Source organism: Nisaea sediminum, from assembly GCF_014904705.1.
GTDB lineage: Bacteria > Pseudomonadota > Alphaproteobacteria > Thalassobaculales > Thalassobaculaceae > Nisaea > Nisaea sediminum.
Genome location: NZ_JACZCQ010000006.1, coordinates 1 through 16,081, shown reverse-complemented (window position 1 = coordinate 16,081; position 16,081 = coordinate 1). Strand labels below are relative to the sequence as shown.

The 16,081-nt window shown below is 64.0% G+C and carries 14 protein-coding genes; 8 read left to right on the top strand and 6 right to left on the bottom strand.

Features of this window, described 5'->3' with window-relative positions; translation table 11 throughout:
- Window positions 1-42: 42 nt before the first annotated feature.
- The 7 genes from IG122_RS24045 (at window position 43) to IG122_RS12030 (ending at window position 6,718) form a co-directional block, all read left to right on the top strand.
- A complete protein-coding gene (locus IG122_RS24045) occupies window positions 43-1,296 on the top strand; it encodes an MFS transporter (protein WP_226893536.1) in 1,254 nt (417 codons plus the stop codon).
- The gene (locus IG122_RS12055) at window positions 1,293-2,192 is read left to right on the top strand and encodes a metallophosphoesterase (RefSeq protein ID WP_319024871.1); all 900 of its coding nucleotides are present in this window, start codon (window positions 1,293-1,295) and stop codon (window positions 2,190-2,192) included. Before IG122_RS24045 ends, IG122_RS12055 begins: the two co-directional genes overlap by 4 nt.
- A 13-nt stretch (window positions 2,193-2,205) precedes the next feature.
- Window positions 2,206-2,430: a hypothetical protein gene (locus tag IG122_RS12050; protein ID WP_193183822.1), complete on the top strand. Its 225-nt coding sequence runs from the start codon at window positions 2,206-2,208 to the stop codon at window positions 2,428-2,430.
- 177 nt (window positions 2,431-2,607) lie between these two features.
- A complete protein-coding gene (gene ppa, locus IG122_RS12045; RefSeq protein WP_193183820.1) occupies window positions 2,608-3,141 on the top strand; it encodes an inorganic diphosphatase in 534 nt (177 codons plus the stop codon).
- A gap of 137 nt (window positions 3,142-3,278) precedes the next feature.
- Entirely contained in the window at window positions 3,279-4,790 is a 1,512-nt protein-coding gene (glpK, locus tag IG122_RS12040; protein WP_193183818.1) for a glycerol kinase GlpK, read from the top strand.
- Window positions 4,787-5,416: a DUF2238 domain-containing protein gene (locus tag IG122_RS12035; RefSeq protein ID WP_319024870.1), complete on the top strand. Its 630-nt coding sequence runs from the start codon at window positions 4,787-4,789 to the stop codon at window positions 5,414-5,416. Before glpK ends, IG122_RS12035 begins: the two co-directional genes overlap by 4 nt.
- Window positions 5,417-5,569: 153 nt before the next feature.
- On the top strand, window positions 5,570-6,718 hold the full coding sequence (locus IG122_RS12030; protein WP_193183814.1) for a GGDEF domain-containing protein: 1,149 nt from the start codon (window positions 5,570-5,572) through the stop codon (window positions 6,716-6,718).
- On the opposite strand, the gene IG122_RS12025 is transcribed toward IG122_RS12030, so the two are convergent.
- From IG122_RS12025 to IG122_RS12000, 6 genes are all read right to left on the bottom strand, one after another.
- Complete coding sequence (locus tag IG122_RS12025) at window positions 6,705-9,086, bottom strand: ATP-binding protein (RefSeq protein ID WP_193183812.1); 2,382 nt, start codon at window positions 9,084-9,086, stop codon at window positions 6,705-6,707. The two genes, IG122_RS12030 and IG122_RS12025, sit on opposite strands and share 14 nt — an antisense overlap.
- 289 nt (window positions 9,087-9,375) lie before the next feature.
- On the bottom strand, window positions 9,376-9,756 hold the full coding sequence (locus tag IG122_RS12020; RefSeq protein ID WP_193183810.1) for a sensor histidine kinase: 381 nt from the start codon (window positions 9,754-9,756) through the stop codon (window positions 9,376-9,378).
- A complete protein-coding gene (locus IG122_RS12015) occupies window positions 9,711-12,164 on the bottom strand; it encodes a histidine kinase dimerization/phospho-acceptor domain-containing protein (RefSeq protein ID WP_193183808.1) in 2,454 nt (817 codons plus the stop codon). Before IG122_RS12015 ends, IG122_RS12020 begins: the two co-directional genes overlap by 46 nt.
- Window positions 12,164-12,427, bottom strand: coding sequence for a hypothetical protein (locus tag IG122_RS12010; RefSeq protein ID WP_193183806.1), 264 nt, complete (start codon window positions 12,425-12,427; stop codon window positions 12,164-12,166). The genes IG122_RS12015 and IG122_RS12010 overlap by 1 nt, the downstream gene beginning before the upstream one ends.
- 3 nt (window positions 12,428-12,430) lie before the next feature.
- Window positions 12,431-12,802 carry a response regulator transcription factor gene (locus tag IG122_RS12005; protein ID WP_193183804.1) on the bottom strand — a complete coding sequence of 124 codons (372 nt, stop codon included), beginning with the start codon at window positions 12,800-12,802 and terminating at the stop codon, window positions 12,431-12,433.
- Window positions 12,803-12,903: 101 nt separating this feature from the next.
- A complete protein-coding gene (locus IG122_RS12000; RefSeq protein ID WP_193183802.1) occupies window positions 12,904-14,394 on the bottom strand; it encodes a helix-turn-helix domain-containing protein in 1,491 nt (496 codons plus the stop codon).
- A gap of 246 nt (window positions 14,395-14,640) precedes the next feature.
- On the opposite strand from IG122_RS12000, the gene IG122_RS11995 reads away from it, so the two are divergent.
- Window positions 14,641-15,996 carry a substrate-binding protein gene (locus IG122_RS11995; RefSeq protein WP_193183800.1) on the top strand — a complete coding sequence of 452 codons (1,356 nt, stop codon included), beginning with the start codon at window positions 14,641-14,643 and terminating at the stop codon, window positions 15,994-15,996.
- Window positions 15,997-16,081 lie beyond the last annotated feature (85 nt).

The following is a 16,081-nucleotide window of genomic DNA, read 5'->3' as shown; positions in this document are numbered from 1 at the left end:
TCCGGGATTCCCAACCCGGCCGCTTTGGCCTAGATATCTTTCATGTCCCTCGCCACTTCGGCGGCACGCTTCTGTCAGGCGTTCCGCAACCGCGATTACTCGATCTATTGCATCGGCAGCTCCCTGACCGTCATCGGTCTGTGGATGCAGCGGATCGCGATCGGCTGGGTAACCTGGAAACTGACCGAAAGCCCGACCTGGCTCGGCATCATCTCTTTCGCCGAGCTTTTTCCGGTGGTGCTGTTGAGCCCCTTCGCGGGCGCGCTCGCGGACCGGCTCGACCGTATTCAGATCGCCCGCGTCGCCCAATGCCTCAACATGATCCAGGCGACGATCCTGACCGCGCTGACCCTGAGCGGGACGCTGACCATCTGGTCGCTCTGCGCTCTGGCGCTCTGGACAGGGATCGTCGTTTCCTTCTGGCAGCCGGCCCGGATGGCGCTGATCCCCAACCTGGTCCAGCGCGAGGATCTCGCTTCCGCGGTGGCGATCAATTCGGTGATCTTCAACGCGGCTCGTTTCGTCGGGCCGGCGATTGCCGGACTGGTGATCGTCGGCTACGGCGCGGGCTATGCGTTTCTTGCCAATGCGATCAGCTATCTTCCCTTCATCGCCGCCCTCTTCATGATCCGGCCCCGTCCGGACCTCACCCCGCGCAAGAGCCACGGCGGCCTCTTCGCCCAGATGGTCGAGGGTTACAGCTATTCTCTCAGGCATCCCGGCATCGGGCCGACCCTGGTGCTGATGCTGGTCGCCTGCATCTGCATGCGTCCGGTCTTTGAGCTGTTGCCGGGCTATGCGGTGGAGATCTTCGCCCGCGGCGCCGAAGGGCTTTCCATGATGGCAACGGTCACCGGGATCGGTGCCGTCCTCGGCGGCATCTATCTCGGGCAGCGTGCCGGGCTGGAAGGACTGGTGCAGCTCTCGCTCTTCAGCGTCGCGGCGATGATCGTCTCCCTGCTGGTGTTCAGCCTGACTTCGAATTTCTGGATCGGTCTCTTTGCGCTCGCCGTTGCCGGCGGGGCGATGGTGACGCACGGCGCCGGGGCGCAGACCCTGATCCAGTCCGCGGTCGACGAAGGAATGCGCGGCCGGGTCATCGCGCTCTACGGCATGATGTTCCGGGGAGGGCCCGCGGTCGGCGCGCTCGCCATGGGATGGGTCTCCGACTGGGCCGGGTTGCGCTGGCCTTTGGTCGTCGGCTGCGGACTGACCGCGCTGGCGCTGTTCTGGATGATCTCGCGCCGGGCCGCGATCCGCGAGGCGCTGGAGGCGCGCGGGGGGATCGGATCGTGACGGACGCCGGCTCCGGCAGGCGTCTCTGGGCGATCTCGGATCTGCATCTCGCGTCCGAGGTCAACCGGGCCGCGCTCCGGGAGCTGCCGGACCATGGTGACGACTGGTTGATCCTCGCCGGCGATATCGCGGAGCGCGAGGAACTCTTCGTCGAGGCCCTTGAGCTGCTCTCCGGCCGCTTCGGCACGATCGTCTGGGTTCCCGGGAATCACGATCTCTGGACCGATCGGCGGCCCGGAGCCGTTTCCCGCCGCGGAGAAGCACGCTATCTCCATCTGGTCGAACTCGCGCGGTCGGCGGGCGCCGTTACGCCAGAAGATCCCTATTCGCGCTGGCCGGAAGATCTGGACGGTGCGCCGGTCTTCATCGCGCCGCTCTTCCTGCTCTACGATTACAGCTTCAGGCCAGAGGGCATCGCGCTCGAGAACCTGAAGGACTGGGTGCGGCAAAAGCACGCGGTGCCGGCGGACGAACTGCTGCTGGATCCCGCGCCCTACGACAGCCGGGCCGACTGGTGTGCCGCGCGCTGCGAGGAGACGGAAACCCGCCTCGCGGCGCTGCCTGCGGATGCGCGGACCGTGCTTGTCAATCACTGGCCGCTCCGCGAGGATCTGATTCGTATCCCCCGTGTGCCGCGGTTTTCGCCCTGGTGCGGGACCCGCCGCACGCATGACTGGCACCGCCGGTTCCGCTCCGTCGAGGTGATCACAGGGCATCTCCATACGCGCCGGACCGACGTCATCGACGGCACGCGCTTCCATGAGGTGTCCCTCGGATATCCCCGGCAATGGGAACAAAGCCGCGGCATGGCGGATTACCTGAAGGACGTGACGCCCGGGCGGGAATTGGTTGTGAGCCGGGAAAGCCGTTACGATGTCCGGGGAGCACAATCATGAAAGGAGCGAGGCCATGAGCGACGTCACTCTCAAGTTCAAGATGGACGAGGCGGAGAGCCTGCAGCAGTTCCTGAACGGAACCAAGATTCCTGACGAAACGAGAAGCCGGATCGCCCGGCTGGTTGAGAGCGGGATCCGGGAGGCCTCCATGCGGGAACCGGAAGTCGAGCCGCGCTATGTCGGCGAGCACGGGGAGCACAATCCCAATACGCTCGGGAAATCCGGCGGGTCGAAGTAATCCGGGCGTCGGTTTCCGGCTCCTGTATCGGTTCTGTCTCCAATCGGGACTTGACGTTCGGTCCGCATTGCCGCAAATGCTGCGCTGCAAAACCGAATGCAATCGCCAATCCGATAAAGCGCGGGAATACTATCTGCCGGGAAACCGGCCAGAGTCCCGTCCGAATGGAGCTAGACTTTGGACGTTAGCAAGATCACGACCGGCCCGAACCCGCCCTACGAGGTGCATGCCGTCATCGAGATCCCCCAGGGCGGGGTGCCGGTCAAATACGAACTGGACAAGGACTCCGGTGCCATGATGGTCGACCGGTTCCTGCACACGGCCATGTTCTACCCGGCAAATTACGGTTTCATTCCCAACACGCTGTCCGACGACGGTGATCCGGCCGATATCCTGGTCGTCACCGGCTCCGGCGTGGTTCCGGGTGCCGTGATTCCGTGCCGCCCGATCGGCGTCGTCCATCTCGAGGACGAGGCGGGTATGGACGAGAAGATCCTCGCCGTGCCGGTCGAGAAGCTGCACCCCTACTATGCCAACGTGAAGAGCTATCGTGACCTGCCGGAGATCCTGATCCAGCAGATCGTCCACTTCTTCGAGCACTACAAGGATCTCGAGCAGGACAAGTGGGTGAAGTTCATCGAGATGGGCGACGAGGAATCGGCGCGCAAGACCATTCTCGAGGCGATCGAGCGGGCCAAGACGGCGAAGTAAGCCTCCGCTCACTCCCGACGCGTTTCCAACCGCGCCGCCCCTTCCGGGCGGCGCGGTTTGCGTTTGTGCTGGAACCTCTCCCTGCCGGCACGGTATTCAACGCAGGCGAAGCGGAACGACGCTCGAGGGAGGAAAGAATGAACGCAGTCGCAAAGGCCGCAGACAACCGGCTCATTCTCGCGCTGGACCAAGGCACGACGTCCAGCCGCGCCATCATCTTCGACGCCAATACGCGCGTCGCGGCCGTCGCGCAGCAGGAGTTCCCGCAGCATTTCCCGCAATCCGGATGGGTCGAGCACGATCCGGAGGATCTCTGGCGCAGCACGGTGGAAACCGCGCGCGCGGCGATCGCGAAAGTCGGCGGAGCCGAGCGGATCGCGGCCATCGGCATCACCAACCAGCGCGAGACCACGGTGGTCTGGGACCGGCGCACCGGCGCACCGGTCTCGAATGCCATCGTCTGGCAGGACCGGCGGACAGCTTCCTTCTGCTCCAGGCTGAAGGATGCCGGGCACGAGGAACTCTTCACCAGCCGTACCGGCCTCCTCCTCGATCCCTATTTCAGCGGCACCAAGATCGCCTGGATTCTCGACCATGTGGAGGGCGCGCGGGCGAAGGCCGAAGCGGGAGATCTCGCCTTCGGCACCGTCGACAGCTGGCTGATCTGGCGCCTGACCGGCGGCAAGGTTCATGCGACCGACGCGACCAACGCCTCGCGCACGCTGGTCTATGACATTCACAAGGGCGACTGGGACGACGAGCTGCTCGGCATTCTCGGCATCCCGCGCTCGATGCTGCCGGAAGTGAAGGACTCCGCCGACGATTTCGGCACCACCGAGGCCGATATCCTCGGTGCCGCCATTCCGATTTCCGGCGTCGCGGGGGATCAGCAGGCGGCGACGGTCGGGCAGGCCTGCTTCGAGGCGGGGATGCTGAAATCGACTTACGGCACGGGCTGCTTCGCCCTGCTCAATACCGGCGCCGCACCCGTACGTTCACGCAACCGGCTGCTGACGACGATCGCTTATCGTCTGGGCGGCAAGCCGGCTTACGCGCTGGAAGGTTCGATCTTCGTCGCCGGGGCGGCGGTGCAATGGCTGCGCGACGGGCTCGGCATGATCGGGCAGGCGGCGGAGAGCAGCACGCTTGCGGCGCAGGCTGATACGGCGCACCGGGTTTACCTCGTGCCCGCCTTCACCGGGCTTGGTGCGCCCTACTGGGATGCCGAGGCGCGCGGCGCGATGTTCGGCCTGACCCGCGCATCGGGTCCCGCCGATTTTGCCCGTGCCGCGCTGGAGAGCGTCGGCTATCAGACCCGCGACCTTCTGGAGGCGATGCACAGTGACTGGAGCGCGGGCGGAGACGACACCGTGCTCCGGGTCGACGGCGGCATGGTCGCCTCCGACTGGGCCATGCAATTCCTTGCCGACATTCTCGGCGCGCCGGTCGACCGTCCGGTGGTGGCGGAGACCACGGCACTCGGCGCGGCCTACCTCGCCGGCCTCCGGCACGATTATTACCCGGACCCGCAGGCGATGGCAGCGCAATGGGCGCTCGAACGACGTTTCGAGCCGCGCATGGAAACCGCGATGCGGGACGAACTCTACCGGGGCTGGCGCGACGCTGTCCGGCGGACGGTTTCCGCGTGAACGCCGCCGGGCTCGATGGCGCAAGGCTGCTCGCGGCGACAACCATCGCCGTGGCGCTGGTCTGCCTCTGGTCCTATGTCGGTGCGGCCGACCGGCTGACCTGGTGGATGGAGGCCCTGCCGGTTCTGATCGTCTATCCGCTGCTCTGGTCCGTCCGCCGGCGGTTTCCGCTGACGCCGCTCCTCTCGCTTCTCATCGCGCTGCATGCCGTAATCCTGCTGGTCGGCGCGCATTACACCTATGCCGAGGTTCCGCTCTTTCACTGGATCCGCGAGGCTTTCGATCTCTCGCGCAATCACTATGACCGCGTCGGCCATCTGGCGCAGGGCTTCATTCCGGCGATCGCGATCCGCGAACTGCTGCTCCGGACCTCGCCGCTCCGGCCCGGGCGCTGGCTTTTCGCGATTATCCTGTTCTCCGTGCTCGGCGTAAGTGCGAGCTATGAGCTGCTCGAGTGGCTGGCCGCGGTGCTGGTCGGAGGAGACGCCGATGCCTTCCTGGCGACCCAGGGTGACGTCTGGGATACTCAGAAGGACATGGCGCTGGCCGGAACCGGAGCGATCCTCGCTCAGCTTCTTCTCGCCCGTTTTCATGACCGACAGATCGCGGCACTCCCTGGTATTTAGGTGATAGCCATCCGTGACTGGACCGCGCCGCTGCCCGCGTCGTAGGGTCTCGACAGCCCCGGGGCGTCCTTGCCGGAGCTTTCATTGTAATCCCAGGGTTGAGGGATCGGGTGTCGGTCGTGGGCTTGGCTTTTCTTCTCCGGAAGTGCGCAGATGGATGAAACCGCAGGCTCGGGCGAAGCAGACCGTGCCAGGATCGGCCGCGAATATTTCTCCTATGTGCGGGGGCTCTGCGCTGCCGCCTCGATATCCACGATCACCGAACTGATCGTCAATTTCGACTGGTTCCTGTCGGTTCCGTGGTGGATGAAGGTGGTGCGAATCTCGATCACGCTGCTTGCGGTCGGGTACTGGTGGGCGCTGCCGCGGTACGACCCGCAGCTCCGCCATGCCTTCACCGTCGGGATCTCGTTCTTCATCCTGAGATCGGTGACGTTGGCCCAGGTCGCCGAGCCGCACAACGCCGCGTTCTTCTATTCGATCGCGCTCGTCGCCGTGACGACGCTGGCTCAGACGCGGCGCGACATCCTGATCACGCTCGTCGTCGGCGCGCTGGCGTTCCTTATCGCGCGTGACGGGCTGATCCCGCCCAAAGCCTATCTCGGATTTGGCATCGCGACACTCTTCGCGGGCTATTTCGGAATGTCCTTCCTGAGCTTCCGCGGTCGTCTGTTCGAACTCCTGTCTCGTCTGAAAGGGCAGACCCGGACGGACCAGATGACCGGCCTGAAGAACCGCCGCGCGCTGCATGACGACCTCGAGGAGGATTTCCGGCGGCTGCAGCGGAACGGCACGCTGTTCAGCCTGTTGCTGATCGACGTCGACCATTTCAAGAAGGTGAACGACCGCTACGGCCATGCCGCGGGAGACGCGCTGCTGAAGGCACTGGCGGCGGACCTCCGGGCAGGTATCAGGAACCTGGACCGGTTCGGCGCAGGCGAGGACAGGGTCTACCGGTTCGGAGGAGAGGAGTTCGCTGTCATTGTCCCGAATGCGGATATGGACGCTGCGGCGAAGGTGGCGGACAGGCTGCGCCGCCGCATCGAGTCGACACGGTTCGACGCCGATCCGGATGCGGGACCGCTTCCCGGTGCCGGCATGACGATATCCGCCGGCATTGCCACGGCGACTCGCGGAATGCACTGGAGCGAGCTTTACAATGCCGCCGATCTTGCGCTCTACCGGGCCAAGAACCTCGGGCGCAACCGGGTCGAACGTGCCGATCGCGCGGCGCCGGGTGTTGTGGCTCCGGACGCGGTCGCTTCGGCAATGCCCGCCCGGGCGGATGCTAATTCAGGGTGATCTCGAACGTGCTTCCCTCGCCGGGCGCGCTCCTGCATTCGATCTGACCGCCGAGGCGCTGGGTCACAAGGTTGAAGACGATGTGCAACCCGAGGCCCGTGCCGCCGTTGGCGCGCTTGGTCGTGAAAAAGGGATCGAAGATCTGTGAGCGGACAGCCCTGTCCATGCCCTTGCCGTAATCGCGCACGGAAATGCGGTCCGATCCGTTGGCGAGACGCTCGACCTCGATCCGGAGATCGCCTCCGTTTCCGTCATAGGCATGGATGCCCGCGTTTATGACAAGGTTGGTGACGATCTGGACCAGCGCGCCGGGATAGGTATGGCGCATGATTTTCGTCTTCGGCCGGACCAGTTCGACCTTGAGTTTGCTCCGTTTGGTTTCGGCCGTCAGGCTCTGGAGCGTATCGCGGATATAATCGCCGAGTTCGATTTCCCGGGAATCGTCCGCCGCCTGATCGACCGAGACCATCTTGAAGCTCTTGATCAGTCCGGCAGCCCTGTTCAGGTTTTGCTCGACGATGGCCAGGCCCTCACCGGTCTTGTCGAGTGTCTCGATGGCGAGTTTGCGGGAAAGGCCTCCGGTCGGGCTCATGACCTGCTGGCGAAAGTCCCGGATGATCGCCGAGACGTGCGAGGCTGCGGTCACGCAGATCCCGAGGGGCGTGTTCACTTCGTGCGCGACACCGGCGACAAGACCACCCAGCGCGGCCATCTTCTCCTGTCGCACCAGGTCGTTCTGCGCGTTCTTGAGGTCGGTGATGTCGGTGTTGGTGATGATGCATCCAACCCCGTCGACGAAGCGGCGTTCGACTTTGTGAAAAGACCCGTCGGGCAAGACGTCCTCGAAGACGCCGCTCTCGCGGCGATCCAGCAAGACCGTCCGCTCAGCGAGGATCCGCTTCAGTGCCTCCGGGCTTCTTTGGGAGGTGCGTGTGCTGCTCAGAATGAAGCTTAGTACCTCGACGTAATCCGAACCGGGTCTGCAAAGTGCGTCCGGCAAATGGTGCGCCGCCCGGATCCAGTTGTTGATAAGAAGGACGCGATGATCGGTATCCAGAAGGATCATCCCGATAGGGGCATGATCCACCACGGCTTCCAGTGTGCGCTGCGCAGTCACGAGCGCTTCTTCGGTGTCGCGCCGCGCGACGATTTCGCGCTGCAGTTCCTTGGTCCGTATGCACACCATACGCTCGAGTTCTTGTGTCATATCCTGACGCAACTGTTCCGCTTCCTTCCGCGAACTGATGTCCCGGATGATCAACTGGACGATTTTCTTGCCGTCAGGGCCGACAAATGCCGCGACCGTGCATTCTGTCGGGAACGTCGTTCCGTCGGAGTGGGCGATGCTCCACTCGAATGTTTGCGGTTCTCCCTGGAGCGCCGCATTCACGTGCCCCAGGAACATCCCGGTGAGCTGCTCCAGGCTATGGTCCGACAAGTCGGCGAAAGCGCCGAGCCTGTAATCTCGGATCCTCTTCGCATTGATGCCAAGCATCCGCTCGGCCTGCTTGTTCGCGGCGACATATTCGCCGTCCTCCATGACAAGGATCGCATCGCCGGCACTCTCGAAAAGGTGCCGGAGCTGGGCTTCGTTCTTCTCCCGCACCGAGATCTCGTCCATCAGGAGTCCGAGCACACCCTCGAAGAAGGCGATTGAACGGGTGAGGGCTCCGAGTTCGTCTTTGCGCGATTTCTTTTCCGGATCGAAGTTGGAAGTCTTGCCGTTGGCCAGGTTCGTGAGCGCCTGGATGGCGCCTCCGAGGTCGTATGCATAGCGTGCGGAGATCAGCCATGAGGCGACCAGCGACAATGCCGCGCAAAGCGCAAGGCCAATGGCCAGGCTCCGAATGATCTGCTTGTCATATGCGGAGATGGCCTCCGAGGCCGCCGCATGGTCCTTGAGTGCGATTTGTGTGAGGCGCCCGAGCAAAGTCAGCGTCGCCAGATAGGACGCGTTTGTCGCGCGCATTTCCTGATCGAATCGGTCGGTATCAAAGGAAACCCTGACGACGGAGGAAACATACTGGCGCCGCAGCTCTTCAAACGCGTCCGACAGTGAGGAAAGTGCGGCATCCGCTTCGGATCCGCTCGCCAGGAGCGCCCGCGACCGTTCGAGATCGTGTTTGACCTTGAACGCGCTCTTCAGCGTGGGCTTGGTCAGGTCGTAGAGCTCGCCTTTGTCGAGATCGTAGGCCTTGCCCAGGTGACTCGTGATGGCCAGATGGACCTCGGCAACATTTCTGCCGACGATGGAGATCGCTTCGACCTTCTCCTGGGCCAGGGATTGTGCCGCCGAGAGTTCCGCGTTTTGGGTACGAGATCTCTCGAGTACGACAAGGAACAGTGCGGTGAAGATGAGGATGGTCATCACGGGAGTCGCGAAGAACCACGCCCGGAGCCCCGGTTGAAAATGGAGTCTCGGCCTGTCGATGTTGAAGGCCATGTAACTGCCCCGATATTCAATGCGTCCGGCTGGGATATACCGCCGGAAGCTGGTTTCGAGCGTCGTTGCAGCGGGTTTCCGGATGTTCGCCGGCGAGGCTCGCAGGGGATGAAAATCCGGACGAGTCTCCAGCGTGATACGGCTGTACAAACGCTACTCCACTGACTCGGAGCATTGCCTCAATTGGTCACGAATTCGTTAATTCGCTAAAATTTTAGCTAATCGAATGAGCCTGGGATTGAGACGCGGATTTGATGGCCTTGGCGTTCAGGGTGATCTGGAACCGGGTTCCGGGGCCGTCGTCCTCGTCCAATACGAGCCTGCCGCCGAGCCGCTTCATGATCTCCTTGCTGATCGCAAGTCCGAGGCCGATCCCGCCTGTCGATGACTGGGCGGCGCCGCGCTGGAACTTCTCGAAGATGAAGGGGCGGAGGTGGTTCGGGATCCCCGGGCCGTTGTCGGTAATCTCGATCACGTATTCTCCACCGCTCAGCCTGCCTTCAACCCTGACCATCGGGTTCGCTGAAGTATTGTGCTTGATCGCATTGGTCAGGATGTTGATGACCACCTGCTGCAGGCGGTCCGGATCGGCCACGACGATCGCGCTGGCCGGTTCCTCCCCCCCTCGGGCGGGCGGCCCGAACCGCCCCCGCCACCGGCGCGGGCGGGTCCCAGGAAGTGAATGCCGGCGCCCGGGGAGCGGGCGAGGCCGCGGCAGGTCTCGACCGCGCGGGACAGCGGCACCGAAGCGTCCAGTTCATGCAGGTTCCACGATGCCTCGCCCCGGTCCATCAGGTTCATGTCGAGGATCTCGTCGAGCAGACGCGTGAGACGCAGGCTCTCCTCGTGGATGATGGAGAGGAAACGCTGCGCCTGCGGGCTGGTCAGGTCCCTGGTCTCGAGGAGGATTTCCGAGAAGGAGCGGATCGAGGTCATCGGCGTCCGGACCTCGTGACTCACCTGGCTGAGGAAATCGTCCTTCTGTGCATCGAGCAGGGTCAGTCTCTGGTTCGCTCGCCGGAGTTCCCGCGCGGTCGCCTCGAGCTGTATCGATTTCTTCTCGACCTCCTGGCTGTACTCCATCAGTTGCGCGGTTTCGTCCGCGATCTTCATCAGCTCGTCGAGGCTGATGGTTTCGCCGCTGGCGATCTGCGAGACCATGGCCCGGGCCGATGCGGCGCCGATGGAGCCGGCGAGCCGTCGCTCGAGGTGGGCGATGAAGGCATCCGTCGGTTGCGGAAAGTCGCTGTCGCTCCCCTGGCCGGCGGCAAACTCCCGGAACAGGCGCTGGGCCTCGTCCGCGCCGAGAATCCGCTGCGCCAGAATGAAGAGATCCTCGGCCGAGGCGGACCGCCGGATGAAGCGGTGCTCGTCGCCGGCCGGCGTGCGGAAGACATCGACGAACAAGGTCCCCTGCAAACGCTCCAGCGGTTTCGGTTCGACCAGGAGAGAGCAGAAAACGAACAGCACCACATTGGCGCTGAGACTCCAGAACAGCGCATGCACCAGCGGATCGAGGCCGGTCAGGCCGAACAGCGCCTGCGGGCGCAGCAAATCTATGCCCAGGGGACCGTATTCGATCGTGCTGGCCGACAGTAGCAGGTCGCCCTCGAAGCTCGGCAGGAAGAGCGTGTATCCCCAGAGGATAAAGCCGGTGGCAAGACCGATCTTGGCACCGGTCGCGGTCGCCCTCTTCCAGTAGATCCCGCCGAGCAGGGGCGGCAGGAATTGGGCGACCCCGGCAAAGGCGATCAGGCCGATCGCGGCCAGCGCGTCCGATTTACCGCTGAGCCGGAAATAGACGTAACCGAGCAGCAGGATGACGCCGATGCTGATCCGCCGGCTGACCAGCAGCAGCCGGCGCACGTCGCCGCTGCGCTCGATCGATGTCCAGGGCGTGCGCAACATCACCGGCATGACGATATGGTTCGAAATCATGGTCGAAAGCGCGATCGAAGCGACGATGACCATCGAGGTGGCCGAGGAGAAGCCGCCGAGGAAGGCCAGAAGGACGAGCAGGTCCTGGCCGACGGACATCGGTACGGTGAGCACGAACATATCCGGATTGGCGCCCTCCGGCAGCACGCTGAGCCCGCCGATCGCGATCGGCAGCACGAAGAGGCTCATCAGCATCAGATAGAGCGGGAACAGCCAGGAGGCCATGCGCAGCTGGTCCTCCCCGGTATTCTCCACCACGGTCACCTGGAATTGCCGCGGCAGGCAGATGATCGCGACGCCGGAGAGGAAAGTGAGGGCGACCCAGCGGGCGTCGAACATATCCTCGGTCTGCAGCACCTTCGCGGCCTCGCGGCTGAAGATGTCCGCCGGTCCGTCGGCGAGCGCGAAGACCACGAACAGGCCGACGGCGATCAGGGCCAGCAGCTTGACCAGCGCCTCGAGCGCGATGGCGGCGACCACGCCGTGATGGCGCTCGTTCGCATCGATCGTGCGGGTGCCGAAGATGATGGTGAAGAGCGCCATGCCGGCCGCGATCCAGAAGGCGATCTCCGAGGCCGGATCGTCGCTAGGCGGATTGGCGAGATTGCCGGGATCGGAGGACACGATGACCTGGATGCTCGTTGTCACCGCCTTCAGCTGCAGCGCGATGTAGGGCGTGGTGCCGATCACCGCGATGAGTGTCACCAGCACGGCGAGGCTCGTGCTCTTGCCGTAGCGCGAGGAGATCAGGTCGGCGATCGAGGTGATGCGATGGACGTGTCCGATCCGAACCAGCTTTCGCAGCAGGAACCACCAGCCGATGAAGACAAGGGTCGGCCCGAGATAGATGGTGGCGAACTCGAGCCCGCTGCGGGCCGCGGAGCCGACCGCGCCGTAGAAGGTCCAGGAGGTGCAATAGACCGAGATCGAGAGCGTGTAGACGACCGGGGACTGGATCCAGGAGGATTGTCCCGTGCGGGCCTGCCGGTCGCCGACGAACGCGACCATGAAGAGCAGAGCCACATAGGCCAGCGAGATGGTGAAGATCAGGTTGGCGGACAGCATCAGCGGCCTGGCGAGCTGATGTCCGGCGGCGACGGCGCATGATGTTCCGGATCGCTCAGCCGGTGCGAGAACCAGAAGGCAATGAGAATCATCGCGCTCCAGAGCCCGAAGAGGTATGCGACGATCAGCGGGATGCCGAACAGCGTCTCGTGCACGGCGAACAGATCGATAAAGGGCGGCATCAGCAGGAACAGCCCCGCCAGCGGCAGCAGAAACGCAGCGTCACGGTACTTGGCGGCCGTACTGGGAGAAGAGGGGCGCATCGCCTACAGCCCGGCCAGTTTCTTGACCTGCTCGATCACGTCGCGGTTGGAGAACGGCTTGGTGACGAAGGCGTCGGCGCCGATCTCCTGTGCGGTCTTGCGGTCCTTTTCCTGGCCCTTTGCGGTCAGCACGATGACCGGCAGTTTGCTGGTGCGCGGCGAGGCGCGAAGCTGGCGCAGGATCTCGAAGCCATTGCGGTGCGGCAGCATGATGTCGAGGATCACGACATCCGGCAGGGCCTGGTTATTGAGTTGTTCGAGGGCGGCGTCGCCGTCGAGGGCGCTGGTCACCTCCCATCCCTCCCGCCCGAGCAGAAAGCTCAGCGACTCGAGGATGTTCGGCTCGTCCTCCGCGATAAAGACGCGTGTTGTCACGCTGTTTCCCCCAATGCCTCCTTGTTTTCCCGGTCATTAACTGTTTGCCGGTTTTCCGGAGTTTAACCGAGGTTGAGGGTGACGCAAGCGCGACGCGCGGCCTAGCTCCCGGTGATCGGATGTTCCTGGCGGTGCCGGCAGTCCTCGCGCGGGCAGACGCGGCAGGCCGAGCCGACGGGTTCGGCCGCGGACTTCGACGAGAGGTCGAGACCGTCGCCGTAGACCAGATCCGGTGCATAGAGCGCATCGCACCCGAGCATGATCGAGACGAGATGCTGCGGGCGGTCGAATCCGGTGGCCTGTTTGGCGACGGTCCTGGCGATGAACAGAAACCGGCTGCGGTCGGCGAATTCAACCAGGTGGCGGAACACCCGGTCCGGGGTCTGGAAGGCCCTGTAGATCGCCCAGAGCGGGCAGGCGCCGCCATAGCGCGGAAGCGGCAGATCCCGGAGCGGCAGTCGCTTCGTGATGTAGCCCGCGGGGTCCGAGCGCATGAAGGCGAAGGGAACGCCCTCCGCGCCGGGGCGGCGGAGCGAGGCGAGCCGGTGGCAAACCTGTTCGAGACTCACCCCGAAGCGGTACTGCAGCTTGTCGACGTCGTAGCGCGATGCGACGGCCGCATCGCGGATCCGGTCGTAGGGCATCAGAAGAGCCGCCGCGGCGTAAGACTGCAGCGCACGCCGGGCTCTCACGAGGGCGGCGTCGCTCGTGAGCAGGTCTGCCGAGGCGACGATTTCCTCGATATCCTCGCGCAGGGCCGGAAGGAGCAGGGCGCGGGCGACCGCGAAGCGCCGGCTCGGCGCCGGAAGGGTGGCAGCGCCCGCATTCAGCGCGTCGAGGGAGCCGGCGCCGGCCTTTTCCAGATACGTCCGCGCGACGCTCTCGAATTCCGGCGCCACGGGGTCGCAGCCGAGGCCGGCGGCGAAATCGCTCACTGCGTCTTCGATGGCGGCAAAGTAGTTCTGGTTCTCAAGCAGGAAATCGTCCACCTCCTCCGCCGGCGTGACCGAGCCGAGCCTTGACGGCGCGCGGTCGAAATAGCCGGCCATCGCCTGCGCGATATCGGAGAGCCGTGCGCTCTCGTCCGCGAGGTTGCGATGAAAACGTGCCTGCTGGTCCTCCGGAATGTCGCTGACGCTTGCCAGGATCTCCGAGGTCGAGCGGATGGCGGCGATGTTGGACAGCATCCCGTGCACCGCGTCGGAGAGGAACGGGTCCTGGCTCAACCTCTCGGAGAGGGCCCTGAGCGCCGCGGTCTGGTCGAGATGGTCGCGGTGCAGCTTGACGATCAGGCTGGCCCAGGGCCGGTGACGGGCCACCAGGTCCGTGGCGCTGTCCGGGTCGATGTCGAGATCCCCGTGGGCCGGGTCGGCGGCGATTTCGTCCAGATCCTGGATCAGCCGCCGTTCCGCGGCTCCGTCGAGATAATCGATGCCGACTTCGAGCGCCTCGCCGAGGCGCAGCAGCAGCGCGCCGCTGACCTGCCGCTTGTTATGCTCGATCAGGTTCAGATAAGACGCGGAGATCCCGACAGCGGCCGCAAGTTCCGCTTGCGTGCGGCCGAGACTTTTGCGCCTGTCGCGCAGTCGCATTCCAATTGGCGCCCGGGCCATTTCCAACACCTTGATTTGGTTCGAGTTGTTGCGCCGCAGCGTAAATTATTTACAAATCGATGTTTTTTAGAATGGTAATATTTACAAAAAAATACGCATATTTCAAATACTTATTCGCAAGTTAACTGACAGTGCGTAGTCTCGTTGACGGAGCGACCATTTAGCTCAAATTCGGGGAAGCGCGTTGGGGACGGTGCGCTCCCTAAGAAATAACGGGAGGAATTAATGGCAAAGTTCGACACCGGCGTGAGCCGGCGTAATCTGCTCAAGGGCGGCCTCGCGCTGTCCGGTGCCCTTGCCGCGCCGACGTTTTTCACGCGTCACGCCTTTGGTGCTGAGTTTCTGAACAATCCGGGCAACGCTGCGAGCATCAAGCTCGGCTTCAACGTGCCGCAGACCGGTGCGTATGCCGACGAAGGCGCGGACGAACTCCGTGCGTTCCAGTTGGCCGTCAAGCACCTGAACGGTGAAGGTGACGGCGGCATGCTGAACACCTTCTCGTCCAAGGCCCTCAAGGGCAACGGCGTGCTCGGTAAGAAGGTCGAGTATGTCACGGGCGATACGCAGACCAAGTCCGACGCCGCGCGCGCGTCCGCCAAGCGCATGATCGAAAAGGACGGCGCTCTGATGATCTCCGGCGGGTCGTCCTCCGGTGTGGCCATCGCGGTCCAGGGTCTGTGCCAGGATGCGGGCATCATGTTCATGGCCGGCCTGACCCACTCCAACGACACCACCGGTAAGGACCGCCGTCGCAACGGCTTCCGCCACTTCTTCAACGCCTATCAGTCCGGCGCCGCTCTGGCCCCGGTGCTGAAGGCGAACTACGGCACCGACCGCGTCGCCTACCACCTGACCGCCGACTACACCTGGGGCTGGACCCAGGAAGAGTCGATCAAGAACGCGACCGAGGCGGTCGGCTGGAAGACCGCCGCCGCGGTGAAGACCCCGCTCGGCGCCGGTGACTTCTCGCAGTACATCACCCCGGTTCTGAACTCGGGCGCGGATGTGCTGGTGCTGAACCACTACGGCAAGGACATGGTGAACTCGCTGACTCAGGCGGTTCAGTTCGGTCTGCGCGACAAGAAGGTGAACGGCAAGGACTTCGCGATCGTGGTTCCGCTCTACAGCCGCCTGATGGCTCAGGGTGCGGGCGCGAACGTGAAGGGCATCTTCGGTTCCACCAACTGGCACTGGTCGCTGAAGGACGAAGGCTCGCAGGCTTTCGTGAAGTCCTTCGGTGCCGAATACGGCTTCCCGCCGAGCCAGGCCGCGCACACCTGCTATGTGCAGACCCTGCTCTATGCCGATGCCTGCGAACGTGCCGGCACCTTCGCTCCGTGCGAAGTCGTCAAGGCCCTCGAAGGCTTCGAGTTCGACGGCATGGGCAACGGTCCGACCCTCTACCGTGCGGACGATCACCAGTGCTTCAAGAAGGTGCTGGTCGTGAAGGGTAACGAAAACCCGACTTCCCAGTTCGACCTTCTCGAGGTCGTGCAGGAAGTGCCGCGCGAGCAGGTGACCTACGATCCGAACATCCCGCAGTTCGCGGGCGATCTCGGGCCGTGCAACAACGGCGCCTGATTACTACCATAACGGTGTCCGGCCGGCGCCTCCGCGGCGGGCGGCGCCTTCTGGGTTTTGGGTGGGGGGGGGGCCGGGCCGGGAA